Source organism: Chryseobacterium sp. G0162, assembly GCF_003815715.1.
Taxonomy (GTDB): domain Bacteria; phylum Bacteroidota; class Bacteroidia; order Flavobacteriales; family Weeksellaceae; genus Chryseobacterium.
Genome location: NZ_CP033922.1, coordinates 4,437,656 through 4,463,415, shown reverse-complemented (window position 1 = coordinate 4,463,415; position 25,760 = coordinate 4,437,656). Strand labels below are relative to the sequence as shown.

Here is a 25,760-nt window from a genome sequence, read left to right as displayed (position 1 = left end):
ATTTAATTTTTCTTGGGATGAGACACTAATTCTTTCCGAATTCTACTTAGGGAGGTGTCGGTTACTCCAAGGTAGGATGCAATCTGCTTCAATGGAGCAAATTGTATTACTTTGGGTTTCTGTTCCAGAAGATTCAGGTATCTTCTGGTAGCTGAAAGGGTGAACATTTCTACAGACCGTTGCTTGTAATCAAAAAGTTCCTTAGACATCCAGGCTCTTCCCCATTCTCTAAGATTGGGAATTTTGTGAAAAAGTTCCTGAAAAGTATCGTAATCCAGTTTCCAGCATTCACAGTCTGTAATACAAACAATATTTTCCTGAGTGGGAATTCTTTGAAACATAGATAAAACCTCAATAATCACCTCATTTTCCACGAAAAAATGAGTAGTCACTTCATTTCCGTTAAAATCATTTACAAATGAACGGGCCAATCCGCTATCCAGAATATAATATTCATTAGCCATCTTGCCTTCTTCAAGAATAAAATCACCTTTTTGAAAGAATTTCTTTTCGTGAGCCTGAAATATTTCATCAAGTTCTTCCTGAAGAAAAAAAGGAAAATCGTAACATATTTCAAGTGATTTGTGAGTCATCTGGTCAATTTTTTTAAGACTTTAAAAATAATTTTTTTAATTGAATTAAAAGCAATAATTATTAAACAATATAACTAAACCGTTATTTGACACCATATAGTTCACTGAAATAACGATAATTTAAGTAATTCCAACAATTAAACACTTGCTTTAAGTAATGGAGAATACCACCCTATCAAGTCCACGATTTGACATCCCTCCAGTGGAGAAAAATGGTTATTATGGAGATTTGTTGTTATTATAACAATGGTTAATTTATCTTCATTAAAATAAAGAGAGCTGGATGGGTTTAGGAGAACTAGGTTTTTGAGCATCTCCCATCATTGTTTTCCCTCCAAAACGCCATGAATTCTGACGTTCTTCTTCAATGACTTCCTGGATATCAAAATCCGGAGTGAAATCTTTTTCAGCACTGGCTACTATTTGATGAAGCTTATTTAAAGTATTGAGTTTATCTGAATTTCCCAGTTTTGATTTTTCAATCCCTTTTCTGAGAATGCCAATGCTTTCATCATATACATGGATTGGAACCGGGAACGGATGTCCGTCTTTTCCTCCATGAGCAAAGGAAAACCTTGCTGGATCGGTAAATCTTGATGGAGCTCCATGAATGACCTCACTCACCAAAGCCAAAGACTGCATGGTTCTTGGTCCAACTCCTTCTAGCATCAGTAAATCTTCAAAATTCTGAGGCTGCTGCTCACGGGTAATATATAAAAGTGCACCCAAACGCTTAAGATCAACATCGGAAGCCTGAACATCGTGATGAGCAGGAAGAATCAATCTTGAAAAATCTTTCATGACGTCTATAGAATCCGTGTGAGAAATATCCAGAATTCCTTTCCGGTTTTCCGCCGCCTCGGCATCCGTAAGGTTTAGAATACGTCCTCTTGAAATCCCGTTAATTCCGGTATGAGGCTCCTCTACAAAAGAGGTCATGTTTCCGGAATGCCAATGATAGCGTCTTGCTGTACCATCAGATTCGTGCATTCCCTGCTGAACAACACTCCAGCTTCCATTATCTGAAAGAATAAAATTATGCAGATACAACTGATAGCCATCCTGAATCGCTGTATTATCAACTTTTGCTGAAAGTTTGCTTGCTTTTACAAGTTCATGCCCATTTAAGCCTGTTTTATCTGCAATTTGAATCAATTCAGACGGAGTTTCTCGTGAAAATTTCCCCTTTCCGCCACAAATATAAAGTCCGAGTGATTGGGAATTAGGATTAATGGAACGTTTCAAAGCTCCCATTACCGAAGTGGTTATTCCTGAAGAATGCCAATCCATGCCCATCACAGCACCAAAACTTTGAAACCAAAACGGATCTGCTAATCTACGAAGCACCTCATCTTTACCATAATCCGTCAGAATAGCTTCAACAATGGAAAGTCCGAGAACAGACATCCGTTCATAAAGCCATGGCGGTACTTTGCCATAGTGAAGGGGTAAATCTGCGGTTCCTGAACGTTTCATTTCTATTTTAAAAACGTAAAGGTAGCATTATTAATCTTAAATTTTAATGATTTGACTCAGTAATGAAAACCTTAAAACGATCAACTATTTAATCAATTTTGTAAATGAAAAATCAGGATCACGCATTTCTATTTCGTTTTTCCCTGACTGCATTTGTGCTTCTTTCGCATAAATGAACATTTTTTGCTCATAATCTGCAATAGCATCTTCTATGGTTTCGAAGGTTCCCTGGGTTAAATTATCTGATAAAATTAATGCATCCATCAATCCTGTATTTACGCCTTGTCCTGCAAAAGGAGGCATTACATGAGCTGCATCTCCGATAAGTGTTACCGGTAAAAGGCGGTCCTTTTTCCAAAGTTTATCTAATGGGATTACTCTTGTGGGTAATCCGATGAAAAAAGAAGTTGAACTAAATAATTGTTGATAACGATCACTCCATTTAGAAAATCTATTGGAAAGAAACCGGATTACCCAATCTGTGTCTTGAAAATCAGGAAGATTGTTCAAAATCCATTCATCGGGCTTTTTAAATATTACTCCATAAGTAAGCGCTCCATTATTATAGGGATTCACTACTAATAAATTACCCTGATAAGCTGCCATAAGTCTTTTTCCGTCACACCATTGATAAAATTCCGGGCAATTGATTTCAGGTTGCGGAATATCTCCCTGGATAATAAAAGTCCCGGTCTCTTCTATCTCAGTTTCTGTTACATATTGCCTCACCTTAGACATTCCGCCATTGGCACCGATGACCAAATCCGCAATACTACTGGGTTTGTTCTCAAAATGTAATAACCATTGACCATTGTCTTCTTCCATACCGGTAAACTTTCTGTCCCAGACTACGGTATTGTCTGCCAGCCCATCAAGTAACATTTCCCTCAAATGATTTCTATTAATCTCAGGATTGTCGTGCTGATTTTCAGGGGTAATTTTTTTAGTCAATAGCAGATTACCTTGCTCATCCGCAATATGTATTCCCATAGGAATGGAAGTAGTATAGTATTTGTCAAGCAATCCTGCCCGTGCCATTGCTTCTTGCCCTGAGTTTTGATGAAGGTCCAGTGTTCCTCCCCAAACTCTTGTATCTGCATCTTTATCTCTTTCGTAAATAGTTACCTCCACTCCTTTCTGCTTGAGTAAAACAGCCATTGTCAAACCAACAGGCCCGGCGCCAATAATTGCTATCTTTTTATTTTTCAATATCATAATTTTGTAGTGTATTAATTTCTCTACAAAATTCACAAATATCTATTGGTTAAGCTTGTATAAATGCGACAAAATCACTGTTCATTATTTGCTTTCTTTTTCTTGTTTCTCTGGCAAATGCAGCGGGTGTTACTCCCGTATACCGTTTAAATTCTCTACTCAAATGAGACTGGTCAGTATATCCTAATTCCTGAGCTAATCCTGCAATATTGGATTCAGGATAAAGCCAAAGATGATTTCTCACCTGTTCAAAACGCATAAGCCTTGACACGTCTTTAACCGTATGACCGGAAGATTGTTTGAATTTTCTTTCTAATGTACGAACCGTTGTATGAGCGGCGGCGGCAATCTGGTTTACGGGAATACTTCCTTTTGTTTTTTTCAAAGCTACTCCTGCTTTAAATAACATACTATCAACAGGTACTTGCGACCGTATATCCACAAAGCATTGTTTCACTTCCAATATTGCATCGTCTATTCTACCAGCAAGAATTTGTTCTTTCAAGGAGGTCTGAAGCCGGGCAACAGGATGTTCAAACAGGTACACTCCGTTTTCACTTTTACCAGGCAGCAATCCTAATAAGTCGAAAACAACCCAGGGAAAACATCTGATTCCAATAATCTCCAAACGGTTTTTTGCGTGAAAAACAGCAGGTTGATTGAGGAGTCCCATCATGAATGGAGAGGGCAATTCTTCTACATTGCCCTCATGAGAAATACTACACCCATCACCAAAATGGAAAATAATTTCAGCATAACCATCAGGCATCACTTCAAAACTTGATAACTGCTCTCCATAATCCCGGCTATTATACCAAAAACATTTGATACTGTCCCGAAGTTCTTCAGGTGCTTCAAATTCCTGATGTATTGCTGATAGCATACTATGAATACATTATAAATAATATTAATCGAACAAGATTATTCAATCACATCGAACTTTAAAGTGCCATGTTTTACCTCATCAAATTTTTCATTGAAAATAATCTTATTTCCAAACGGATCATTGACGGTGAAAGAAACAGCATCATAAAAAGTTTTTTCAAGACCAGGCCGATTGTATTTGTAGTTTTTATCAATAAGTTCTTTATGATAGTCTGCAATACCTTCGCCCCAGATAAAAATACTGCTTCCGGGACTTGCATCCCCATGATGTTCAGTAAGGTGAAGAATAATATTATCTTTTTTCACCTCTATATAAGCCGGCATATTTTCTTCAAAGCGATGCTCCCAGGCAATTTCAAAGCCTAGCCAATCCATGTAGAATTCAAGGGTTTTCTGATAATCAAAAATTCTGAGTACAGGAATAATGTGGTCTGCTTTCATAATATTCAAGAGATTTACGGAGAGGTGTAGACTATTTTTAGGTTTTGGCTAAAACCCGAATATTTTTCTTTTCATGGAAACAGATTAAAGTCTGTTACTATTGAATGTGCGCTTTATTGATGGGATAAAACATTAATTACTTTTCCGAACGGATCTTTTACAAAGAATCTGCGGACTCCCCAATCTTCATGGGTAATATCATAAACAATCTTAAAGCCTGCCTTTTTCATTTTATCATAAACTTCATCTACATTATCCACTTCTATAGACAAATCCGGAACTTCAGTCTCATTACCTCCCTGTTCTGCAAAACTGATCTGTACTTTTGCTTCTTCTTCAGTCCCTAAGGTTTTAATCCAGCCATGATCCATCAAAACATCAAGTTCTAAAATATCCTGATAAAAGTGATCCCCTTTTATAAGATCATCCGTTTTTATATTGGCTACGATTCTTTTTACCATATTGATCTTTATTTAATAAAAAAGCTCTGTGAAAATACTTAAAATTTTCCAGAGCTTTGTCTATCTTGATTGTTATTTTGTATTTTAAAGTGATCCCGCTGCTTCTAAAATCAATTGGGTAACTTCATTAGGATGTGAAGCTAACGAAGCATGCCCTGCATCCAATGTAATTATTTTCTTAGGCTGAAGGCGCTCTGCCATTTCTTTTTCCGTTTCTGCAGGAATCATACGGTCATTGGATGAAATCTGATACCAGCTTGGTTTTGTTTTCCATGCCGGCTCTCCTGCTTCATCTCCAAAACATTGCCCATGAATAGGCTTTTGAGACAATGCCATTACCAGCGCTTTTTCATCATCCAGATCCTGACAGAAAGCTGATTTAAATTCATCATATTTGATCCATAAAAACCCTTTACTATCCGGATAAATACTTGCTCCACCCGGAGACTCTCTTCTTCCTAAAAGTGCCCCTAAACTATCACCAGCATCCGGTGCAAAGGCAGCAATATACACTAATCCAACTACTTTATCATGGTTTCCAGCTCCTGAAATAACTGCGCCACCGTAAGAATGTCCTACTAAAAGAACTTTCCCTTCCTGAGCATCAATAAGATCTTTTGTTTTATCAATATCGTTCTGTAATGAGGTAAGAGGGTTCTGAACACTTCTCACTTTATATCCTGCTTTTACCAGAGAAGGAATAATGTATTGCCAATGAGATCCGTCTCCCCAAGCTCCGTGTACCAAAATAATGGTTAAATCTTTTTGTTCCATAATAATAAGTATTAAAATTTGATAATGATAAAGCTACCAACTAAAATATTATCAGGCGTTAACTTAAGTTAATTTACGATCCTGCTCCGGATTCTACTCAAAGATTGTTCTGTGACTCCAAGGTAACTGGCAATATGTTTCTGTGCAATTTTCTGAAAAAGCAGGGGCTGTTTTTTTAAAAGATTTAAATACCTGTTTTCCGGAGAACGACATAGTAAATCATCAATTCTTTTTTTGGCATCCAGATAAATCTTCTCACTCATCATCCGTCCGAATTTCTGCCAATAGGCTTCTTTCTGATATAATACCTGCAAATGCTCTTTGCTCAGCAATAAGATCTCACAGTTTTCTAATGCCTGAATATTCATATTGGATACGGTATCGCAAAGTATACTTTCATAATCGGTAAAAAATTCATTCTCAAAATAAAATCCGAAATTAATTTCTCTGCCCTGATCGTTGATATAAAAACTCCTGACCGTTCCTTTTTTGATAAACCCCAAATATTTGCATTTTTCGCCCTGTTTCAGGAAAAAGTCTGATTTTAAAAGGAGCGTATCCTTAAGAAGCGTATAAAATTCATCAAAATGCTCCTGATCTACCTGAAAGAGTCCGCCGTATTTTTCGTAAAGTTCTGTCATCATATATTGTGTGTTTTAGATTCAAAAAAAGCCTTGCAAATCAATTTCACAAGGCTTTTTACAAAAATTATTTCTACTAATTGTTTAATGCTGCAAGGGCTGCATCATAATTAGGTTCATCAGCAATTTCTGAAACCTGCTCAGTATACACTACTTTATTGTTTTCATCTGTAACAATTACAGCACGGCTTAAAAGTCCTTTCAATGGAGAATCTGTAATCGTTACTTCATAATCATCCCCAAAGCTGCTTCTGAAATCTGAAAGGGTTTCCACTTTATCTAATCCTTCTGCTGCACAGAATCTTCCTAATGCAAAAGGTAAGTCTTTAGATACATTGATTACAACTGTGTTTTCAAGTTTTGAAGCTTCTTCATTGAATTTTCTGCTGGAAGCTGCACAAGTAGGTGTATCAATACTTGGGAAAATATTGAATACTTTCTTTTTTCCTTCAAAAGTTTCAAGAGTCTTCACATTTAATCCTGAATCAACCAATGCAAAATCTTTAACGCTGGTTCCTACAGCTGGTAATGTTCCTATTGTGTGTACTTCGTTTCCTTTTAAAGTGATTGTCGTTGACATAATATTTATTTTTTTAGTTTTTCAAATTTAATCAAAATAGAAAATTTTTCTATCTAATATAAGGTTAAATTAATCTTAAAGTAGAAATAAAAACACTTTAGTCTGTCCATCAGTTTTTTAAACAATTCCCAATCTGAATTCAAGTCCTAAAAACTTCAAAGTTGAATTTAATATCAATTTTAATGTATCCGGAGAATATACAATTGTTCAGATATAAAAACCAAAAGAAGCTTTTGGCTGCTTTTTTTATTTAAAAATTCCCTAAAAAAACAATCATATTTAGTAAATTTGTGGGACTTTAATTTCAAATAATAAATAACAGTATAATGTCAGAAAAATCAAAAATTTACTACACATTAACGGATGAAGCTCCAATGCTGGCTACTCACTCGTTTTTACCTATCGTAAAAGCTTTCACTAAATCAGCAGATATTGAGATCGCTGTTCCGGATATTTCCCTGGCAGGCAGAATCTTAGCTAACTTCCCTGAATTTTTAAAGGATGACCAAAAAATTGGTGATGCTTTAGCTGAATTAGGAGAATTGGCAACTCAGCCGGATGCAAACATTATCAAATTACCAAATATTTCTGCTTCTGTTCCTCAATTAGATGCAGCTATTGCTGAGCTACAAGGAAAAGGTTTCGCAGTACCAAATTATCCTGCAGAACCTAAGAATGATGAGGAGAAAGCAATTAAAGCTAAATATGCAAAGGTTTTAGGAAGTGCGGTAAACCCTGTATTAAGAGAAGGAAACTCTGACAGACGTGCTCCAAAAGCTGTTAAAAACTATGCAAAAGCAAATCCTCACAGAATGGGTGATTGGGCTTCTGACAGCAAAACTGACGTGGCTCACATGAACAATGGTGATTTCTACGGAACAGAAAATTCTACAACATTAGAAAACGCTACAAAATACAGAATCGTATTCAAAGGAAATGAAGGAGAAACCGTATTGAAAGACTTTGCAGGTCTTCAGGCTGGTGAAGTAATCGATTCTTCTGTAATGAACCTTAATGCTTTGAAAGTATTCGTTCAGGAAGCTATTGAAGAGGCTAAGAAAAGAAATGTACTTCTTTCTGCTCACCTTAAGGCTACGATGATGAAAATCTCTGACCCTATTATTTTCGGGGCTATCGTAGAAACCTTCTTCAAAGAGGTATTCACTAAGTATGCTGAGACTTTCAAATCTTTAGATATTAATCCAAATAACGGTCTTGCTGATCTTTTCGAAAAAATCAAAGGAAATGCTCAGGAAGCTGACATCAAAGCTGATATTGATAAAGCATTAGCTGAAGGTCCAAGAGTGGCCATGGTAAATTCTGACAAAGGAATTACAAACTTCCACGTTCCTTCTGACATCATCGTTGACGCATCGATGGCAGCCCTTGTAAGAGGTGGAGGTAAAATGTGGAACAAAGACGGAAACGAAGAAGATACCGTTTGTATCATTCCGGACCGTTCTTATGCAGGTTTTTATCAATCAGTAATTGATGATATGAAAGCGCACGGAAAATTAGACCCAACCACTATGGGATCAGTTCCAAACGTTGGTCTAATGGCTCAAAAAGCTGAAGAATATGGTTCTCACGATAAAACGTTCCAATTATCTTCTGAAGGAACTGTAGAGGTTCAGGATGAAGCTGGAAATGTTCTTCTTTCTCAGAAAGTAGAAAAAGGAGATATCTTCAGAATGTGTCAGACTAAAGATGCTCCTATCCAGGACTGGGTAAAATTAGCTGTAAACAGAGCAAGACTTTCTGATACTCCGGCTATTTTCTGGCTAGACAAAGGAAGAGCTCACGACAGAGAGATTATCAAAAAAGTAGAAAAATATCTTGCTGATCACGATACTACAGGTCTTGACATCAGAATTCTTGATGTAAAAGATGCCATGACTGAAACGCTTAAGAGAGCTAGAGAAGGAAAAGATACGATTTCTGTTTCAGGAAATGTATTGAGAGATTACTTAACAGACCTTTTCCCAATCCTTGAGCTTGGTACTTCTGCTAAAATGCTTTCTATTGTTCCATTAATGAACGGTGGTGGTTTATTTGAAACAGGTGCCGGAGGTTCTGCTCCAAAACACATTGAGCAATTCCTTGAAGAAGGATATTTAAGATGGGATTCTCTAGGTGAATTCTTAGCACTACAGGCTTCTTTAGAGCATTTAGCACAAACTCAGGGGAATACAAAATCTCAGGTTTTAGCGGATGCATTGGATGAAGCGAATGCTAAATTCTTAGCTACAGATAAGTCTCCTGCAAGAAAAGTAGGCCAGATTGATAACAGAGGTTCTCACTTCTATTTAGCAATGTATTGGGCTGAAGCTTTAGCTAACCAAACTGCTGATGCTGAATTAGCGGCTCAGTTTGCTCCGGTTGCACAGGCAATGCAGGAAAACGAAGAAGTAATCAACGCAGAATTAATCGGTGCTCAAGGTAAACCTCAAAACATTGAAGGTTACTACAAAACTGATACGTATAAAACTTACGCAGCGATGAGACCAAGTACTGTTTTAAATGAAATCATTGATGGGATCTAATTTTAGAGACTTCAATTCATGATACAAAAAACCTCGCAAATTGCGAGGTTTTTTATTTTAATAATGCCTCCATAAAACAACACTATCCTTTTTATTATTTTTTTATATATTCACAAAACCAAACTTATTATCATGAAAAATTCATTACTTATTTTATTTGCTGCAACATTAGTTTTATCCTGTAACCAAAATACAAAAACTAATCAAAGTGGAAAATCAGAAACGAACTCGGAAACTGAACATATTGCAAATTTTGATTGGTTAACCGGAAAATGGAAAAGATCAAATGAAAAAGCAGGAAAAGAAACTTTTGAAAATTGGAACAAAATAAGTCCAACAGAATATGCTGGAATTGGATTTACCATTCAAAAAGGAGATACGATAAGCAAGGAAAATATGAAGCTCCTTCATTCCAATGGAAAATGGAGTTTATTTGTTAAAACTCCGAAAGAAAAACAACCCATTGAATTCAAAATGACCGAATCCAAAAGCAATGAGTTTATATGTATAAATGATTCATTAGACTTCCCAAAACGAATTCAATATGGGTTAGAAGGCCAAAAATTAAAAGCTATTATTTCTAATAATGAAATGAAAATTCCATTTGAATTTGAAAAAGAGAAATAATACTTTTTAGCTTTTTTTATTGGTATGGGGATATAAGACTAAAACTAAATGATTTTTTATAATAATAGCGAACTTTAGCCCGCTATTATTTAGTATTTTAAAAACTTTCTTAATTCATAAAACTCTCTGCAATCCACTCAAATCCCGGAGCTTTTATTTTTGTGAAGCCCAGTCCTGGCCATGGCAAATGAGAAGCAAATGCCCTGATCTTTGTATCCGCCAACTGCTTAAGAAATTTCTTTCTGGAATTGGCAGCAATATCCAGATCTGTATCCCCTGAAAATCCCCAATCAGGATGAGGGAAAAGAATAATATCTGAGTGAATAAGATCAGCAATATATATCAGCTTTTCGTTCCCTGATGATATTGTCGTAACGGTTAATCCGGGAGTATGTCCGGGAGCTAATTGAAAATTGAAATGATTATACAGCGTCCTGTTTAAATCATAAAATTTCAACGTTGGCTGAATAGCTTTCAATATATTCTGAAGTGCCGGAATAATCTGGGTTAGCATTTCGGGATGAGCCTTCAAAGCACTGTTATTAAAATCATTAATGGAAGCATTCATCCAAAAATCATATTCTATTTTCGAAATAAAAATAGCAGCATTGGGAAAAACAAGCTTATTCTGTTTATCTACCACTCCACCCATATGATCGGGATGGGCATGAGAGAGGAAAATATCCGTGATATCGTTTGCTGAGAATCCTGCTTTCTGAAGGCTTTTTAATAAAAAACCAGTTCTTTCATCCGCAAATATTCCCATCCCTGTATCCATCAGGACCAGTTTTTCTTTTGTTTTAACAAGCAGGATATTGATCGCCATATCAATATAATCTTCTGATCGGAAATTGTCTTTAAGTATTTTTTTTAGTTCAGTCACATTTCCTCTTGGCGCAAATGAACTCAGATTTTTTTCATGAATATATCCATCTGTCAGAATAAACAGTTCTAATTCTCCCAATTTAATCTTTTTAAAACCGGAAAGATCATCTCCTGTTTTTCCGGAAATGACCTTTGTTTCTGCTAATACATTCGAAAAAGGGAGAAGACTTAATGTCCCTGCTAACAACCCGTTTTTCAATAGTTCTCTTCTATTCATAATGTAAAATAGTGTTTTTTACATTCATCATAACCTAAATAACATCTCCCGGAAAGGAAATGTTCTATGGCAATGAATGTGATAATATTTTTTAATGTAAAAAAACTGAGCTTCTGCCATTCAGAAACTCAGTTTAGGTATAATTAGTGTTTAGTTATTAACCAATTTCATTGATCCTTCACTATATCGTTCTCCTACATTCGGATATTTTTTCAGAATGGCATCAATGGTATCCAAATCTGACTGGGACAACTCAATATTGGCCGCTGCAACATTTTCTTCTAAATACTTGATACGTTTGGTTCCTGGAATTGGGATGATATCGTCTCCCTGATTCAACACCCATGCTAAGGCTAACTGGGTTCCTTTTACTCCTTTAGAAGCAGCAAATTCATTGATTTCATTCGCCAGTTTCGTATTGTTTTCAAGATATTCCTGCTGATAACGTGGTAATGATTTTCTAAAATCATCATCTCCCAGGTTTTGTACTTCATTAATATTCGCAAAAAGACCTCTTGCCAATGGGGAGTAAGGCACTAATGAAATCCCTAATTCTCTGATAGTTGGCAGAATTTCATTCTCAACATCTTTGGTAAGGATAGAATACTCTGACTGTAAAGCAGCTATCGGATGAATTTTATTGGCTTTTCTAATAGATTCTGCGGAGGCTTCAGATAATCCGATATATTTTACTTTACCTGCTTTAACCAACTCTGCCATAGCACCCACAGTTTCTTCAACCGGAACATTTGGATCTACTCGGTGGGCATAATACAGATCTATCGTATCAATTTTTAACCTTTGAAGACTTAGATCCACAGCCTTTCTGATCCATTCCGGAGAACCGTCAAAATAAGTTCCCGGAGCACCACTATGACTGGCTTTTCCATCTTTAAATCTGAATCCGAATTTAGTAGCAATAAAAATTTTATCCCTGTTAGGTACTAAAACTTTGGAAATTAACTTTTCATTTTCTCCATTGGCATACATATCCGCTGTATCCCAGAAGTTAACTCCTAAATCCAATGCTCTGTGCAGAGTACTGATACTTTCCTGTTCATCTGATGGACCATAAGCAAAGCTCATCCCCATACAGCCTAATCCAATAGCAGAAAGTTGTTCGCCGGTGTTTCCTAATTTTTTAAATTTCATGATGGTATTTATTTTAATTCTATGAGACAAAATTAGAACATGAACCTACCATCTTTGATATAGAATTCAAACTAAGAATTATAAAATTCAAACAAGGTTCAATCTTAAGGCATTAGGAGTTATTCCAGTCTGTTTTTTAAAATAGTTGGTAAAATAAGCAGGTTCTTCAAAGCCTAATCCATAAGCAATTTCAGAAACATTCCAATCTGTATGTGTCAACAAGGCATTCGCTTCCTGTATCACCCTTGCTGTGATTTGCTGGCTTGTTGTTTTCCCCGTAATCTCTTTTACGGAACGGTTTAAAGAATTGACATGAATAGAAAGACTCTGAGCATAGTCATTGGGCGTTTTTAACTTCAAAAAAGCTTCCGGACTGTCAATTGGAAACTGTCTTTCCAACAGCTCCATAAATAAAGAGGCTACTCGTTGAGAGGCATTCTGGTAAGGTTCAAAGGTTTCTGCCGGATGCATTCTCATGGTTTCATGGATCATCAGGTGAAGATACGCTCTTAGCATATCATACTTATGAACATAATCCGATTCAATTTCCGTCATCATTTTAGTATACAGATCAGAAAGAACCTTTTGTTGCTCTTCTTCCACAAAGAAAACCGGAGTTCCCCCAATTTTGAATAGAGGTGAGTCCTGGAGATTCCCCAAACGGCTTCCATTTTGTAAAAACGATTCTGTAAAAAGGCAAAACCAGCCTTTCTGATCTTCATCATCTGCTTCCCATGAATACGGAACAATAGGATTGGAAAATAACAAGGCAGGACGATCCACACGAATCCATTTATCAGCATAGTGAAGTTTACCCTTTCCTATAATCAGAGAAATTTTATAATAATCTCTCCTGCTGTAAGGGGTTAGCGGGGAACAATATTCCCTTGAAAACACATTGAAATGCCCCAAATTTTGAGGTCCCAGACATTGAGGTCCCAAATTGGGAGCATTTCGTTCATAAAAGCCTTGTAATGATTCTTTAGAGTCCATAGATCAAAGTTATAAAATTCAAACAAATTAATGGATATAATTATTTTATTTGTCCAAGAGAATACCAAGATGGAGGCTAGGAACTAGAAGATGGAAGTTTTTTTAGTCCGTTAATTCTATTGATATTTTATAAGAATTATTTCACTGAATAAGCTTTTTGAGATCTTAAATGAACCATAGAACCTTTAATTTTTATATTAATCAAACCAAGAACCATTGATGTATAAACACCTAAAAACAATATTATTCATTACTTATCATAAAAATGGCCAGCACGAATGCCAGCCATTTCAATAGTGAGTATATATAATAGTTGATAATGGTTAATCCCAATCCCCATCCCCATGGCGTCCATGGTTATGTTTATTTTGTTTCTTGTAATACTTTGCTCTTTCTTTATAGTATTTATCCCTGTCTTTACGGTATTTTTTATAATCGTTTTTTCTTTCGTATACAATAACAGGGTTTTGCCCTCTATAATATCTTTTTTTAAAGACAATATATTTTTCTCTTCCAATAATCCTTTCCAGCTCTGAATATCGATCTCCTCTCCATCTTCCAGGCTCTACTACATATACTCTATTCCATGAATTGTAATCACGGTATCTATCGTTCAATGCATAAACCTGGTTTGCCTGTGTAGTGGAAAGCAACAGATCAGCGACTACTGTCTGCCAATTAATATCTGAAATACTTCTTCTATAATCATTATAATAATCCGATTGGGCATAGCTCAGACTAAACGTCCCCATCAAAAATACTGTTAACAATAACTTTTTCATTTCATTCCTCTTTTAAATTAAACACGGTGAAATAGTCAATTAAAGTGCCAACTATTAACTCTAATTCCTAATATTTGTTAATAAAAAGCATAAACAACTGATTATCTTTATAATAATTTATAAATTCTAACAAGTTTTGAAATTTTCATTTGCAATAAAATGATATTTTTAACGGGGTATATATGATTAAACAGAGATACGAGGACGGATTTTCAGTTTAAAGTTCATTGGTTTTAAGGTTACACTTCAATTGTAAATTATTTGTTAGGATTAGGCTAAAGACAATAGGTTATGTTGATACCTATATGGATAATAGTTGTTTAATGACAAAACCTTTTACCTTTTAATTATCTAATACTTTTATAAAATTCGTTAAGATTCTCAAAAACTCTTATTTCATGTTAAATAATTTTGTAATTTTAAGGAAGAGAATGCTTTCGGGAGTTCTCAGAATTATTTTTTATCAACCAAATCTCAATAATTATGGAAAATATAAAATTTATGGTATCTCCATATCAGGATGAACTGCAGTTGTTTATTGATGAGAAAAAAGCGGGTTATATGTCCATAGAGGTTGACGGAAGACTTCTTATTGTATATTATACCAAGCTGGATGAAGAGCGTGAAGGTAAAGGTTATGCCAAATTATTGCTGGATGAATTGGTTCGTTATGCAGAAGAAAAAGATTTGCTTGTAGACCCGGAATGTGATTTTGTACGTCAACAATTTGAAAATCATCCCAGAAGGTATAAAGACATCTGGCATGCTTAATCAAGCCTCCCACCAGACTGCAAACTGCTGATCTTTAAGATGAAGATCTACCACCTCTCCAATCATCGGAGTAAGGATATCTAACCCTTTTTCTTTACCGAGACTTGTTATTTTCTGTAAAGGCTCATTCCAGGGATGAAGTGCCAATGCAAATTTAGCAGCATGTACCGGAATGATATGTCTGGCATCAATATCTATGGCTGCCTGAATGACATCTTCCGGTAAAGTATGAATATACCTCCATGCTTCACCATATTGTCCATTTTCAAGAATAGCATAATCAAAAGGTCCATATTTCTCTCCTATCATTTTAAAATGGGAATCATAACCACTGTCACCACCAAGGAATATTTTTTTAGTAGGAGTTTCCAGTACATAGGAAGTCCAAAGGGTATCATTCTGCTTTAATCTTCTTCCTGAAAAATGTCTTGCCGGGGTAAAGATCAGTTTTATGTTATTTTTTAACTCAACTTCTGTTCCCCACTCTTCTTCGATAAGTTGTTGTTCCGTATATCCCCATCTTTCCAGGTGTGCCCCAACTCCTAATGGAACAATAGCCATTCCGGTACGATCTTTAATGGATTTAACAGTCGGATAATCCAGATGGTCAAAATGATCGTGGGTAATCACAAGATAATCCAGATCCGGAATGTGCTCAGGTTTAAAAATGTCAGATCCTTTAAACGCTTTATTAAAGTATTTGAAAGGTGAGCCATACAGGCTTAATACAGGATCAATTAAAAATGAAACACCATCGGTCTGTATATAATAAGATGAATGCCCTAACCAGATGAAAACATCTATATTTTTATCCAGACTTTTCAAATCTGTAGGAATGGAAGGAATTTCTCTTAAAGGCTTCAGTAAAGGATGCTTTTTTCCTAAAAAGAAATCATAGGTTACTTTGGTCATTTTATAGCCTTCCGCAAGGGAGGGTGTATGACTGATATTCTGAAATTGTTTATTCCGGTAAAGCTTCGACTGTCTGATACGTTCCAATCGTTTTCCTTTTGGTACTGCACCGAATGCCGGTCTGTTAATTACTATACAATAGGTTGCTGCCAACAGAATCACAACCACAAGAATCCAATACATCATTTGTAAAAAATAAACATCAAAGGTACCTACTTTTGCGCTTACATGAAAATAAGATGTATTTGAGTCTATTTTTTAACTAAATTTATCATGTGTTTCAGAAAATTTATTATTCATTTAAGTGATGATTAATTTTAAACTTTCTATTTTAGCGGCTTAAAAAAACTCAAAGATATATTGAAAAATTACTCGGTAATATTTATTCTGGCCATGCTTTCCTCATGTGCGTCTATCAGAAGGCACAACGAACAGCGGGCCTCATGTATCCCTCCGGAGCAGCTTAAGGAAGATGTAGATTTTGCCTACTCAAAACTCCAGCAGATGCATCCACAACTGTATTGGTATATCCCCAAACAGGAGTTAGATCATAAGTTTGACAGTCTTAAGCAAACCCTTAACGAACCTCTTACCCCACTTCAGTTCTATTTTAAACTTCAACCTGTAGTTGCAGGAATCCGGGAAGGACATCTTTCATTAAGAGTTCCGAGAAAAAAATTCACAAAAAGAGAAATTAAAGAATTAGAACAGAAAAAAGGACTGTTCAGCAGATTTGGTTATTATATTTCCGGAGATCAAATGTATATTACGGAAAACAGAGATTCTATTGAAAAGATTCAGCCGGGAACTGAAGTTCTGTCTATCAACAATATTCCGGTTTCAGACTATATCAAAAAATACAGAAACGTTATCAGCAGTGACGGGTATAATACTACTTTTCAACCCTATTTTTTAAAGGATCTCTTTTTCAATTATTATACTGCAGAAAACGGATTAGCAGACAAGGCCATCATCGAAACACTTTATAAAGGTGAAAAACGTACTTACACTTTAACACGGGAATCAAAATTAGATACCGATATTCAAAAGGATAAGGAGATGAATAAGCGTACTCCGGAGAAAAAACTTAATGATTATGTTGCGGCCAGCAACTCTTATAACCGAAGTTTTAGGTTTCTGGATAAAGACAGTACGATTGCTTATATAAAAGTGAAAAGTTTCTCCCGTGAATATTCGGGCGAGTTTTACAAAAAAACTTTTTCAAAGATTAAAAATGCAAAATCAGATTACCTCATCATAGATGTCCGTAATAATTATGGAGGTTCTCTTTATGAGATCAATAATCTGTATTCCTATCTTACAGATAAACCTTTTACCCTGATAAAACCTTCACAGGTTACCTCAAGAGATATCCCGTTAAGGACCAATTATTTTAGAAAAAGTACTCCATTAGACTATGCCATTAAAAGTATCTCTTATCCAAGTTACTTTTTTGCCCAGGCTTTCAGTACTTATAAAAAGGATGGAAAAGTTTTCTACAAAATGAAAGCTGATAAACCTACAAAGCCTAATAAGGAAGCTTTTCACGGTAAAGTTTTTGTTCTTATTAATGGCGGAAGCTTTTCTGCCTCTTCTATTATTACGGCAAAGCTTAAGAATGATAAAAGAGCAACTCTTGTAGGAGAAGAAACAGGAGGTGCCAATGACGGAACAGTGGCCGGGTTTTATTCTTATCAGAAACTTCCTAATTCCGAGATTACATTTCCAATCGGACTGCTTCTGGTACAACCGAATATTGATTTTTCAGACACCAAAAAAGGAGTGATTCCAGATATAGAGATCAAAGAAAATATGCAGGATATTATTGATAAAAAAGACCCGCAGCTGGATTGGATAAGAAATGAAATTGGTAAAGAAAAGGCAGAGAAAAATTAACTGAAAAAGAAAGATCTTGAAGTGAGAAAATTCAACATTTGTTAATGTATAAATAGGTTTCGGCGGGCTTTCAGCCCGCCGAAACCTATTTAGTTTACCTCTTCAGTTCTTTTAAAAGGGATTCTATATGATTGATATATCTTCCATAATAACGATGAAACCAGAATTTTCCAGAGAAAAACAGTAAAAACAACCCTCCGATGACACTTCCAATCAGAATAAGTGCAATCTTCGTCTCGCTTAAAGGCTGTGGCCAGGGAATAAACTCCAGCACAATAAGGATCTCACATACTATAAACGGTGCAAAACTGATATAGTAGGATAAATAATATTGTTTATTGAGGTTCAGCTGAGTCATGAGGTCCTTGAGAGAATCATTGGTTTTAAGTTCTGTATTGCTGATATTATTATACAGTTTAAAAAACTTGCTGTAAAAGAAAACGGTAACAATAAGCATTGAAGCAATCAAAACCGTAATATACAATTGAAATTTAAAAGGTCTGCAAACGGAGCAAACCATAAAGGCAAAAATGAAGATTCCTACCACCCACCAGAATTCCATACGCATATTTTTACGTACTTTTTCTAGGGGAAGATTGATTTTATGGCGTTGCTCTGTATTAAATTCAGGCGTTTCGTTTCCAATATCTTCATTCCAGGTATTTTTTAATTCATCTATATTCATTGGATTACTGATTTAAGGTTGGTTAGGGGTATGTTGGTTTAAGATATCTTTCAATTTATTTTTGGCCCGGTTCATTTTCACCCTTACATTTCCTTCGGAGATCCCCATCTGTTCGGAAATCTGTTTTCCTGAAAAGTCTTCCAGGTAATAGAAAATAAAGGCCTTGTCAATAGGATTAAGGAGATGAATCGCTTTATACATTTCAGTCATCCGCTCTTCTTTATCATTGTCATACTCTTCGTGAGCAATTATATGATTAGAGAAGTCTTCATTTCCGATAAAACCTCCTCTTTTTTGATTTTTGAGAAAAATAATCGCTGTATTTAAAGCAATTCTGTATAGCCAGGTTGAAAATTCGCTTTCCCCCCTGAAGTTTGGATATGCCTTCCATAGCTGAAAGGTAATTTCCTGAAAAAGATCATCGCGGTCCTCTTTTTCTGACATATACATTTTGGAAATCTTAAAAATGATTCCTTTATGCTTTTCAATCTTATGGATAAACTCTTGCTCTAGTGAGGTCATAGCTTGTTACTCTATAGAGTTAGTTTTGATTTAAAAAAATTGTTACAGAAATCATTGAAAAAAAAAATCCTTAAAAAACAAAGAAGCTTTTCAAGGATTTTTATTGTATGTTCTGTACCACAAGGGATTATTGCTAAAAAATATAATCTGTGCTTAAAAAATTGGAGTCATGCTCCCTTACAATGGTATTCAGTAACTTTTTATTAGAATCTGTAAGTTTTGCGGCTACCAGAGATCTTATTGAAAAGGAACGCAAGGCATCAAAAACAGAAAGTGTTCCTTCTGCGCTGTCTTTTCTTCCGGTAAACGGAAATACGTCCGGACCACGCTGTGCCTGGCAATTGATATTCACACGGCTTACCAAATTTACAAAAGGGTCAATCAGTTTTGCAACTTCCTGTGGATCTTCACTGAAAATACTTACCTGCATTCCATGGGAAGCATTGACCTGATAATCTATAGGTTCTTCAATATCTTCAAAAGGAACCACCGGAATGACAGGACCAAATTGTTCTTCATGATATAACTTCATATCGCTATTTACAGGATAAACTACAGCGGGGAAAACAAAGGATTCTTCTGTGTAACCGCCCTCTTTATTTAAAACAACAGCTCCTTTCCGTATGGCATCTTCAATACATTCTTTCAGATAAGAAGGTTTATTGACTTCCGGAAGCGGTGTTACTTTCACGTCTTTTTCCCATGGTAAACCTGCTTTCAAAGCGGAAACAGCTTCACTTAACCTTGTGGTAAATTCTGTTGCAATTTCTTTCTGTACAAAAATCAGTTTTAAAGCTGTACAACGCTGACCATTGAAAGAAAGTGCCCCAAGAATACATTCACTAACCGCTACATCAAGATTGGCATTTTTGGTAACAATAGCTGCGTTTTTAGCATCCAGACTCAGGATTGCTCTTAAACGGTTCACTTTAGGGTGTAATTTTTTCAATCCATTCGCTACTTTACTGGAACCGATAAAGGCCAATACATTGACTTTTCCGCTTTCCATGATCGGAGTAATAATCTCAGAACCTTTTCCATATAAAGTATTTACTGTTCCTTTCGGGAAAGCTTCTTTAAAGGCATTCAATAAAGGATAATGGGCTAAAACCCCGTGTTTAGGTAACTTAAACAAAATGGTATTTCCCATAATCAATGCCGGGATCAGTGTGGTAAAGATCTCATTCAAAGGATAATTGAAAGGTCCCATACTTAAAACCACCCCCAAGGGTGCTCTTCTGATTTGTGCAATGGTTCCTTCTGCCTCCTGGAAACGGGAAGATTCTCTGTCCAGATCTTTTAAAGCATCAATCGTCTGGTTGATGTAATCTACGGTGCGGTCAAATTCTTTGGTAGAATCAGCCAGTGTTTTTCCTATTTCCCACATCAGCAGTTTGATAATCAGATCGCGCTGTTGGATCATCAAATAGACGAATTTCTGCATGCACTTGATTCTGCCTTCCACAGACATTGTAGGCCATTCTCCAAGGCCGTTATCGTAGGCTTTTACACAAGCTTCCAGTACTTCCATGGCTTCTTCAGGGCCGATATTTGGAATACTTCCCAACAATTTTCTCTCCAAGCCGTTTTCTGTAGAGATACAAACAGGGGAATAAATATTCTGGGTTTCTCCTTTCCATTCCACCAGCTCACCATTGAGAAGATAGACTTTCTGATGAATTTCCGGGACTTTATATTCTTCGGGTATTTCGTTTTCGCTTTTAAAAATATTTTGAAATGCTGGATTGTTTCCTGAACTCATATTTTTAGTATTTAATAATTTGAATCTGAATTGTGAAGAATAAAGGTAGATGTAAAAATTGATTTTAAGAATAGTGATTCAATAGATTTGCTCTATTTAAGAGCTATTTGAACGAAAATTAACTCAGCCAACTGAAAAAAACGATACTTTTGTTTAAAAATAAATTTCAATGTTTTCAAAAATAGTTTTCAGTACATTATTTCTTTTCTCAGCGTTTAGTTTCGCTCAAAAATCTAAAGCGATCAATACTGTTTTATTAAAAGGAACACCTGTACGTACTTACTCCAAATTACCGGATGTAAACAAGCCTGCTCCTAAATTCACCCTTACGGATGTTAATATGAATGACCAGAGCTTAGATGCTTACAAAGGGAGATATGTTATTTTAAATATCTTTCCGAGTGTAGATACGGGAGTTTGCTCAGCATCTGTGCATCATTTCAATGAGGAGGCAGGAAACCTTCCCAATACAGTGGTTCTTTGTATTTCCAAGGACTTACCTTTCGCTCAAAAAAGATTTTGTGGTGCTGAAGGAATCAACAATGTGGTGATGCTTTCGGATTTCCGTTCTGATTTCGGATGGAATTACGGGGTAGAAATGGTAGAATCTTCCATGAAAGGACTTCTCAGCAGAGCTGTTGTCGTAATAGATCCTTCGGGAACCATTATCTATGAAGAGCAGGTACCGGATATTTCTCAGGAACCTAATTATGCAGCGGCAATTCAGGCTGTAAAACAATAAACAAAAAATCTCCGGTAATTATCTGTTACCGGAGATTTTTTTATTACTCTTGCTCCCTTTTTCTTTTATTTTTTTGTAGTGAGTACTATGGCGCCATGTTTTGCCTTTTGTCCATATCGTTTTATAGCTTCTGCTGGTAGAAAACTATTTATACTTTCAATAGTCTCTGGTTTTAATGTTTGTAATTCTTCTATAGAAATCTTTTTGTTATTAAGCAAAACCAGAGGTTTGTCTGCAGGTCTTGAAATGGGTGCTCCCATTCTTAAAGATGGATTTCTGTTAAAATTGCCAGTAGGTATGACACTCATATTCACCTCTTGTACTTTCTCTGTTGGCTTTATTTCCTGTGCATTTACAACAGTAGTAAAACCACCTACTATCCATAGTCCAAAGGCTAATTTACTCGCCAATGAAAAGTTTAGGTTTATTCCCAACTGATCCTCCCGAAACCTTCCACAAATATTTTCATTTGAATCAAAACTATTGATCAGTTCTTCATCTGAAAAACGAGTAAAATCCTGAACGGTTTTAAAGCATACAGAACAAAATTTTCCTTTTTCATCTGGTATCATGTTATTCCAGTTTTCATGACAGGGTGTTGGGATGGTAATTTTCATAGTATTTCTTTTACTTATAAAGATGCTTTATTTATGAAAAAGGTTGGAAACACGAAGTTACTATTTTTTACCTTTCAACACCGTTTTTAAAGCACAAGGATTTTATCTGCGATAAAATTGTATACTGCTAAATTATTGCAAAGATTACCCGTAAGTTGCAGGAAACTTTCGGAGAACTGCGAAGATTACAAATAAGCTTGTTTTAAATAAAATGGAGGACTTGGGAGTTTTGTTATTGTTTTAGAGTCTTGGAGAGATTGGGGGTTGAAAAATAAGTTGATTTTTTAGGTTAAAAGTTTTTAGATTACGGGAAACCATAAGGTTTTGATAATTATGTAGTTTATATTTGAGGGAATTTCCGTAGAAATACGGAGACTATTATAAATACTAGTTTTATATATTTGAATGTTACATCTAAAAAACTATGAAAACTACCCAACCAGAATTAGCAAAAATCTTTACAGATTGTATAAAACAAGCAACGGAACAAACTAATACCTGCATGTATCCCGGCTGTGAAGAAAATGCCATCAATTCTCATATAATGCAAAAAAATGGTATTCTATCTTCTATAGCAGAGGATAGACATTTGTGGCAATCAGCAGTAAATCATTTTAAACAAGAATATATAGGATTTCAAAAAAAAGGCATAAATAAGGTTTATACTTTTTTGGGCTTTTGTAATAATCATGATACATCAGTTTTTCAAAAAATTGAATCTAAGAATAAAATTGATTTTAGTGATTATGAATCAAGTCTACTCTTTGCATTAAGAACTGCTTGTAATGAATATCGAATTAAAGAAATTGTAATTAAACACCAAAAATGTATATTAGCTCATCCTGATACTATTTCAAGTAGAAGAGTAAAAATATTTATTGAACAAAATGAAATCGGCTTACAAGATTTAACTTTTTTTATTGATGCAATGTGGAATGACCTAAACAATAATACAGAATCATTTGAATTTTCATTTAGAGAATTTGAGTGGTTTGAGCTCTGTTTAAATTCTATATATACCTATGATACAAGTCAAGAAATCGAAAATCATATAAGAAAACATGGAGTAGATATGCCAAGAACATCCCAAATTTTTATTTCATTATTTCCATATGATAATAAATCGATTCTTCTAATGGGTTATCATAAGGATGACACTTCTAAAGTAAAATCGTTTGTCAATCTTTTTTTTAAAGAAAATGAAAAAAGATTAAAAAGAAGGCTTTCAAGCTTAATTACCTTTAATTGTGAAACCTGGGTGTGTTCAGAAAGACTATACCAAAGTAAATTCCAAGGACTAGATTCCGAGTTTTTTAAAACAATGCTTTTCTCCGCACAAAATGGAAATGAACGGAAAACTTTTGATGTAAATCTTTTTGCTGATAATTTTAAAGAAAAATTCAAAGACTTCGTTAAGAAAAATATTGCCTAGAAAACCATAACTCACCTATAATGCAAAATTATATTACTAAGAATAGCTTAAATATAAAAAAATAAATGTTTGTATATTTGAAAATTAGCATACAAGAATAGAAATGACTGATACAATAATAATGGAAGAACTCTCCAAAAGTTTTCTAGAAACAATAGCTAACAGACAAGGCTATTTTAATGCCACTTCTCGTGATTATGGTACAGACTTAACTATTAGAAAAGCTAATTTGTGTCCTATCAGAAGAAGATATTTAACAGGAGGGAAGGCTATTGATATTCAAATAAAGGCAGTATTTCAAAAATATGTAAGAAACTATGATGATCCATCAAAGACAAGTATAAAATATGATCTAGAAGTAAAAAACTATAATGATTTAATTATCAGAGCTAATGAAAATGGAGCAGTTATACCGTTAATTCTTGCTGTTTTTATTATGCCTGATGATCCTGATGATTGGTTAACAATAGATACTGAACAACTCATAATAAAAAAATGTGCATACTATTATCAAGTTGATCCGAGTGCAGATCATTCTACAAATCAAAATACAATTGCTATTGAAATTCCAAAAGCTAATAAGATAGATACTGATTTTTATACTAATATTTTTAATAGCCTAGATTAATGTCAACATTTAAAGAAAGATATATTATTGATTTTTTACTTTCAAGAGGATGGCATATTGAAAGGCAAGGTAATTTATTTATATACTTCAAGCCTGATGATAATTTAAACTTACCTTCTGATTTTAGGTTAGAAATACCAAAATTTGATCAAACTACACAAAAAAGTTATGATAACTATATTTCGAGATTAATCGAAGATCTTTTAATATTCTTACCTTTTTCAAAAAATGATGATGATCTTAGAATAATTTTTAGTGAAAATAAATCTATTATTAAATACAGAGTTTTTGATAACAATAATGCAGATGGAAGCATTTCATTTGTTAATTATATAGATAGTTTAGATATTTTTAAAAAAATGTTATCACAATCAGTTTCTTTCGTTTCTACAAATAAACCAATATTTGCAGATTCAAAATTAGAGTCTGATTTGTACTTACAAAACTGTAGAACCCTTCAAACTGAAAAAGGAAGTTTTATTACTAAAATTGAGGTTCCTAATGGGGAATTGTATACATCAATTTCTGAGATAAATTCATTTAATGTTAACAATAAACTCTTCGATGTAATTGATTTTGTTCAAAATCAAATTTTAAATCCATATGAAATCAATCATGTAACTGAAAATTTTATTTCAGACTATAAAGATTTTATAAATTTTGAATTATTAAATTCAATCAAAGATTTATATGCCAAAACAAATATTAACAACATTGAATTCGAACTAACAAACACTAAATTAGACAGAACTATACATACAGAAAAAGTCCAAGGCAGAATAATATATTTTAATAAGTTTTTACGTAATTTAAAAAATATTTTATTAGAAACTCAATCAATTGAAGTCGTTGGTTATGTAAAAAAATTAATGTCTAATTCTCCTAAAAATTCCAATGCGAACGAGGTTGTTTTAGAAACAACAATTTCAAATTCAAAAGAAAAAATAAAGGTAATTTTAAAAAGTGATGAATATATCGAAGCTATTGAAGCTCATAAAAATGAATTTCCAGTATTAATAAAAGGTAAGGCTAAACAAGGTAAAACAATGATTTATTTAAAAGACATAGAAAACTTTAAAGTTTTGAATCATTAATAAAAGCTTTACTCTATCAATACAAGCCTCTAAACACAACATAAAATAGAAGTTTGAACACAAACGATAGCTAAAACTATCCTATTTTTCCAATAAAATTCTAACCCTTGAAATATTAGTAACAACTAAAATGGGATTCGAATACAAATTAAAAACAAAACTCACGGACCAACAAACCACTGAAATTCAGGATTTGTTAGAAAGCTCTGATCTTTTCGAGAAAAAATATGAATATGCCTATCAGGTGTTCCGGGATTTCAGGCATGCAGAAAATACAGGAAAAATGCCTAATATCAGTATTATTTTTGAAGATGATGGTGTCTATATTTGTCAGTATGGTTCTTCTTATGTGTGGAAAGATCTTGATGAACTTAAAAACTATATAGAGAAAGAACAAATTGCATATAAAATCATTGACTATCAGGATTAAAAAT

General features: G+C 34.5%; 27 protein-coding genes. 9 read left to right on the top strand and 18 right to left on the bottom strand.

Annotation, left to right across the window (positions count from 1 at the left end; all coding sequences use genetic code 11):
• Positions 1-2 precede the first annotated feature (2 nt).
• The 9 genes from EG344_RS19905 to tpx (EG344_RS19865) all read right to left on the bottom strand — a co-directional run bounded on the left by EG344_RS19905 (position 3) and on the right by tpx (EG344_RS19865) (position 7,066).
• Positions 3-593 (bottom strand): Crp/Fnr family transcriptional regulator, encoded by a 591-nt coding sequence (locus tag EG344_RS19905; protein WP_123911085.1) that lies wholly within the window; start codon positions 591-593, stop codon positions 3-5.
• 264 nt (positions 594-857) lie between these two features.
• Positions 858-2,069: a DUF763 domain-containing protein gene (locus tag EG344_RS19900; protein WP_123911084.1), complete on the bottom strand. Its 1,212-nt coding sequence runs from the start codon at positions 2,067-2,069 to the stop codon at positions 858-860.
• A gap of 84 nt (positions 2,070-2,153) precedes the next feature.
• Positions 2,154-3,284 (bottom strand): FAD-dependent oxidoreductase, encoded by a 1,131-nt coding sequence (locus EG344_RS19895; protein WP_123911083.1) that lies wholly within the window; start codon positions 3,282-3,284, stop codon positions 2,154-2,156.
• Positions 3,285-3,333: 49 nt separating this feature from the next.
• On the bottom strand, positions 3,334-4,167 hold the full coding sequence (locus EG344_RS19890; protein WP_123911082.1) for a helix-turn-helix domain-containing protein: 834 nt from the start codon (positions 4,165-4,167) through the stop codon (positions 3,334-3,336).
• Positions 4,168-4,205: 38 nt separating this feature from the next.
• Positions 4,206-4,610 (bottom strand): glyoxalase superfamily protein, encoded by a 405-nt coding sequence (locus EG344_RS19885; RefSeq protein WP_123911081.1) that lies wholly within the window; start codon positions 4,608-4,610, stop codon positions 4,206-4,208.
• 113 nt (positions 4,611-4,723) lie between these two features.
• On the bottom strand, positions 4,724-5,071 hold the full coding sequence (locus EG344_RS19880; RefSeq protein ID WP_123911080.1) for a VOC family protein: 348 nt from the start codon (positions 5,069-5,071) through the stop codon (positions 4,724-4,726).
• An 84-nt stretch (positions 5,072-5,155) separates the two neighbouring features.
• The gene (locus EG344_RS19875; protein ID WP_123911079.1) at positions 5,156-5,845 is read right to left on the bottom strand and encodes an alpha/beta hydrolase; all 690 of its coding nucleotides are present in this window, start codon (positions 5,843-5,845) and stop codon (positions 5,156-5,158) included.
• A gap of 68 nt (positions 5,846-5,913) precedes the next feature.
• Entirely contained in the window at positions 5,914-6,489 is a 576-nt protein-coding gene (locus EG344_RS19870; protein WP_228412783.1) for a Crp/Fnr family transcriptional regulator, read from the bottom strand.
• 73 nt (positions 6,490-6,562) lie between these two features.
• A complete protein-coding gene (gene tpx / locus EG344_RS19865; protein ID WP_123856370.1) occupies positions 6,563-7,066 on the bottom strand; it encodes a thiol peroxidase in 504 nt (167 codons plus the stop codon).
• Between the two features lie 326 nt (positions 7,067-7,392).
• On the opposite strand from tpx (EG344_RS19865), the gene EG344_RS19860 reads away from it, so the two are divergent.
• Both EG344_RS19860 and EG344_RS19855 read left to right on the top strand, forming a co-directional pair.
• Positions 7,393-9,609 (top strand): NADP-dependent isocitrate dehydrogenase, encoded by a 2,217-nt coding sequence (locus EG344_RS19860; protein ID WP_123911078.1) that lies wholly within the window; start codon positions 7,393-7,395, stop codon positions 9,607-9,609.
• Between the two features lie 132 nt (positions 9,610-9,741).
• Positions 9,742-10,236, top strand: coding sequence for a DUF6265 family protein (locus EG344_RS19855; RefSeq protein ID WP_228412782.1), 495 nt, complete (start codon positions 9,742-9,744; stop codon positions 10,234-10,236).
• Positions 10,237-10,345: 109 nt separating this feature from the next.
• Here the strand turns inward: EG344_RS19855 and EG344_RS19850 are convergent, their stop codons facing one another.
• The 4 genes from EG344_RS19850 to EG344_RS19835 form a co-directional block, all read right to left on the bottom strand.
• The gene (locus EG344_RS19850) at positions 10,346-11,338 is read right to left on the bottom strand and encodes an MBL fold metallo-hydrolase (RefSeq protein ID WP_123911077.1); all 993 of its coding nucleotides are present in this window, start codon (positions 11,336-11,338) and stop codon (positions 10,346-10,348) included.
• Positions 11,339-11,488: 150 nt separating this feature from the next.
• Positions 11,489-12,490 (bottom strand): aldo/keto reductase, encoded by a 1,002-nt coding sequence (locus tag EG344_RS19845; protein ID WP_123911076.1) that lies wholly within the window; start codon positions 12,488-12,490, stop codon positions 11,489-11,491.
• Positions 12,491-12,577: 87 nt separating this feature from the next.
• Complete coding sequence (locus EG344_RS19840) at positions 12,578-13,483, bottom strand: helix-turn-helix domain-containing protein (protein WP_123856376.1); 906 nt, start codon at positions 13,481-13,483, stop codon at positions 12,578-12,580.
• A 323-nt stretch (positions 13,484-13,806) separates the two neighbouring features.
• Positions 13,807-14,265 carry a hypothetical protein gene (locus tag EG344_RS19835; protein WP_123911075.1) on the bottom strand — a complete coding sequence of 153 codons (459 nt, stop codon included), beginning with the start codon at positions 14,263-14,265 and terminating at the stop codon, positions 13,807-13,809.
• Positions 14,266-14,748: 483 nt separating this feature from the next.
• On the opposite strand from EG344_RS19835, the gene EG344_RS19830 reads away from it, so the two are divergent.
• Entirely contained in the window at positions 14,749-15,036 is a 288-nt protein-coding gene (locus EG344_RS19830) for a GNAT family N-acetyltransferase (protein WP_068943752.1), read from the top strand.
• Here the strand turns inward: EG344_RS19830 and EG344_RS19825 are convergent, their stop codons facing one another.
• The gene (locus EG344_RS19825) at positions 15,037-16,134 is read right to left on the bottom strand and encodes an MBL fold metallo-hydrolase (RefSeq protein ID WP_123911074.1); all 1,098 of its coding nucleotides are present in this window, start codon (positions 16,132-16,134) and stop codon (positions 15,037-15,039) included.
• A 174-nt stretch (positions 16,135-16,308) separates the two neighbouring features.
• On the opposite strand from EG344_RS19825, the gene EG344_RS19820 reads away from it, so the two are divergent.
• Positions 16,309-17,844 (top strand): S41 family peptidase, encoded by a 1,536-nt coding sequence (locus EG344_RS19820; RefSeq protein WP_123856382.1) that lies wholly within the window; start codon positions 16,309-16,311, stop codon positions 17,842-17,844.
• Between the two features lie 94 nt (positions 17,845-17,938).
• Here the strand turns inward: EG344_RS19820 and EG344_RS19815 are convergent, their stop codons facing one another.
• The 3 genes from EG344_RS19815 to EG344_RS19805 all read right to left on the bottom strand — a co-directional run bounded on the left by EG344_RS19815 (position 17,939) and on the right by EG344_RS19805 (position 20,813).
• Positions 17,939-18,529 carry a hypothetical protein gene (locus tag EG344_RS19815; RefSeq protein ID WP_123911073.1) on the bottom strand — a complete coding sequence of 197 codons (591 nt, stop codon included), beginning with the start codon at positions 18,527-18,529 and terminating at the stop codon, positions 17,939-17,941.
• Between the two features lie 12 nt (positions 18,530-18,541).
• Positions 18,542-19,051: an RNA polymerase sigma factor gene (locus EG344_RS19810; RefSeq protein ID WP_123911072.1), complete on the bottom strand. Its 510-nt coding sequence runs from the start codon at positions 19,049-19,051 to the stop codon at positions 18,542-18,544.
• 133 nt (positions 19,052-19,184) lie between these two features.
• Positions 19,185-20,813: an NADP-dependent glyceraldehyde-3-phosphate dehydrogenase gene (locus tag EG344_RS19805; protein ID WP_123911071.1), complete on the bottom strand. Its 1,629-nt coding sequence runs from the start codon at positions 20,811-20,813 to the stop codon at positions 19,185-19,187.
• Positions 20,814-21,054: 241 nt separating this feature from the next.
• On the opposite strand from EG344_RS19805, the gene tpx (EG344_RS19800) reads away from it, so the two are divergent.
• Positions 21,055-21,555, top strand: coding sequence for a thiol peroxidase (tpx, locus tag EG344_RS19800; protein ID WP_394343549.1), 501 nt, complete (start codon positions 21,055-21,057; stop codon positions 21,553-21,555).
• Between the two features lie 65 nt (positions 21,556-21,620).
• Here the strand turns inward: tpx (EG344_RS19800) and EG344_RS19795 are convergent, their stop codons facing one another.
• A complete protein-coding gene (locus tag EG344_RS19795) occupies positions 21,621-22,172 on the bottom strand; it encodes a hypothetical protein (protein WP_123911070.1) in 552 nt (183 codons plus the stop codon).
• Positions 22,173-22,596: 424 nt separating this feature from the next.
• Between EG344_RS19795 and EG344_RS19790 the strand changes: the two genes are divergently transcribed.
• The 4 genes from EG344_RS19790 (at position 22,597) to EG344_RS19775 (ending at position 25,756) form a co-directional block, all read left to right on the top strand.
• Positions 22,597-23,604 (top strand): hypothetical protein, encoded by a 1,008-nt coding sequence (locus EG344_RS19790; protein ID WP_123911069.1) that lies wholly within the window; start codon positions 22,597-22,599, stop codon positions 23,602-23,604.
• 103 nt (positions 23,605-23,707) lie between these two features.
• Complete coding sequence (locus EG344_RS19785; protein ID WP_123911068.1) at positions 23,708-24,232, top strand: DUF4365 domain-containing protein; 525 nt, start codon at positions 23,708-23,710, stop codon at positions 24,230-24,232.
• Positions 24,232-25,326, top strand: a complete 1,095-nt coding sequence (locus EG344_RS19780; protein ID WP_123911067.1) for a hypothetical protein — start codon at positions 24,232-24,234, stop codon at positions 25,324-25,326. Before EG344_RS19785 ends, EG344_RS19780 begins: the two co-directional genes overlap by 1 nt.
• Before the next feature lie 130 nt (positions 25,327-25,456).
• Positions 25,457-25,756: a hypothetical protein gene (locus EG344_RS19775; RefSeq protein WP_123911066.1), complete on the top strand. Its 300-nt coding sequence runs from the start codon at positions 25,457-25,459 to the stop codon at positions 25,754-25,756.
• Positions 25,757-25,760: the final 4 nt, after the last annotated feature.

Excerpts from the sequence above, each read along its gene's own strand:
- EG344_RS19905 (WP_123911085.1), bottom strand. The coding sequence starts at position 593 with ATGACTCACAAATCACTTGAAATATGTTACGATTTTCCTTTTTTTCTT.
- EG344_RS19900 (WP_123911084.1), bottom strand. The coding sequence starts at position 2,069 with ATGAAACGTTCAGGAACCGCAGATTTACCCCTTCACTATGGCAAAGTA.
- EG344_RS19895 (WP_123911083.1), bottom strand. The coding sequence starts at position 3,284 with ATGATATTGAAAAATAAAAAGATAGCAATTATTGGCGCCGGGCCTGTT.
- EG344_RS19890 (WP_123911082.1), bottom strand. The coding sequence starts at position 4,167 with ATGCTATCAGCAATACATCAGGAATTTGAAGCACCTGAAGAACTTCGG.
- EG344_RS19885 (WP_123911081.1), bottom strand. The coding sequence starts at position 4,610 with ATGAAAGCAGACCACATTATTCCTGTACTCAGAATTTTTGATTATCAG.
- EG344_RS19880 (WP_123911080.1), bottom strand. The coding sequence starts at position 5,071 with ATGGTAAAAAGAATCGTAGCCAATATAAAAACGGATGATCTTATAAAA.
- EG344_RS19875 (WP_123911079.1), bottom strand. The coding sequence starts at position 5,845 with ATGGAACAAAAAGATTTAACCATTATTTTGGTACACGGAGCTTGGGGA.
- EG344_RS19870 (WP_228412783.1), bottom strand. The coding sequence starts at position 6,489 with ATGATGACAGAACTTTACGAAAAATACGGCGGACTCTTTCAGGTAGAT.
- tpx (WP_123856370.1), bottom strand. The coding sequence starts at position 7,066 with ATGTCAACGACAATCACTTTAAAAGGAAACGAAGTACACACAATAGGA.
- EG344_RS19860 (WP_123911078.1), top strand. The coding sequence starts at position 7,393 with ATGTCAGAAAAATCAAAAATTTACTACACATTAACGGATGAAGCTCCA.
- EG344_RS19855 (WP_228412782.1), top strand. The coding sequence starts at position 9,742 with ATGAAAAATTCATTACTTATTTTATTTGCTGCAACATTAGTTTTATCC.
- EG344_RS19850 (WP_123911077.1), bottom strand. The coding sequence starts at position 11,338 with ATGAATAGAAGAGAACTATTGAAAAACGGGTTGTTAGCAGGGACATTA.
- EG344_RS19845 (WP_123911076.1), bottom strand. The coding sequence starts at position 12,490 with ATGAAATTTAAAAAATTAGGAAACACCGGCGAACAACTTTCTGCTATT.
- EG344_RS19840 (WP_123856376.1), bottom strand. The coding sequence starts at position 13,483 with ATGGACTCTAAAGAATCATTACAAGGCTTTTATGAACGAAATGCTCCC.
- EG344_RS19835 (WP_123911075.1), bottom strand. The coding sequence starts at position 14,265 with ATGAAAAAGTTATTGTTAACAGTATTTTTGATGGGGACGTTTAGTCTG.
- EG344_RS19830 (WP_068943752.1), top strand. The coding sequence starts at position 14,749 with ATGGAAAATATAAAATTTATGGTATCTCCATATCAGGATGAACTGCAG.
- EG344_RS19825 (WP_123911074.1), bottom strand. The coding sequence starts at position 16,134 with ATGATGTATTGGATTCTTGTGGTTGTGATTCTGTTGGCAGCAACCTAT.
- EG344_RS19815 (WP_123911073.1), bottom strand. The coding sequence starts at position 18,529 with ATGAATATAGATGAATTAAAAAATACCTGGAATGAAGATATTGGAAAC.
- EG344_RS19810 (WP_123911072.1), bottom strand. The coding sequence starts at position 19,051 with ATGACCTCACTAGAGCAAGAGTTTATCCATAAGATTGAAAAGCATAAA.
- EG344_RS19805 (WP_123911071.1), bottom strand. The coding sequence starts at position 20,813 with ATGAGTTCAGGAAACAATCCAGCATTTCAAAATATTTTTAAAAGCGAA.
- EG344_RS19795 (WP_123911070.1), bottom strand. The coding sequence starts at position 22,172 with ATGAAAATTACCATCCCAACACCCTGTCATGAAAACTGGAATAACATG.
- EG344_RS19790 (WP_123911069.1), top strand. The coding sequence starts at position 22,597 with ATGAAAACTACCCAACCAGAATTAGCAAAAATCTTTACAGATTGTATA.
- EG344_RS19785 (WP_123911068.1), top strand. The coding sequence starts at position 23,708 with ATGACTGATACAATAATAATGGAAGAACTCTCCAAAAGTTTTCTAGAA.
- EG344_RS19780 (WP_123911067.1), top strand. The coding sequence starts at position 24,232 with ATGTCAACATTTAAAGAAAGATATATTATTGATTTTTTACTTTCAAGA.
- EG344_RS19775 (WP_123911066.1), top strand. The coding sequence starts at position 25,457 with ATGGGATTCGAATACAAATTAAAAACAAAACTCACGGACCAACAAACC.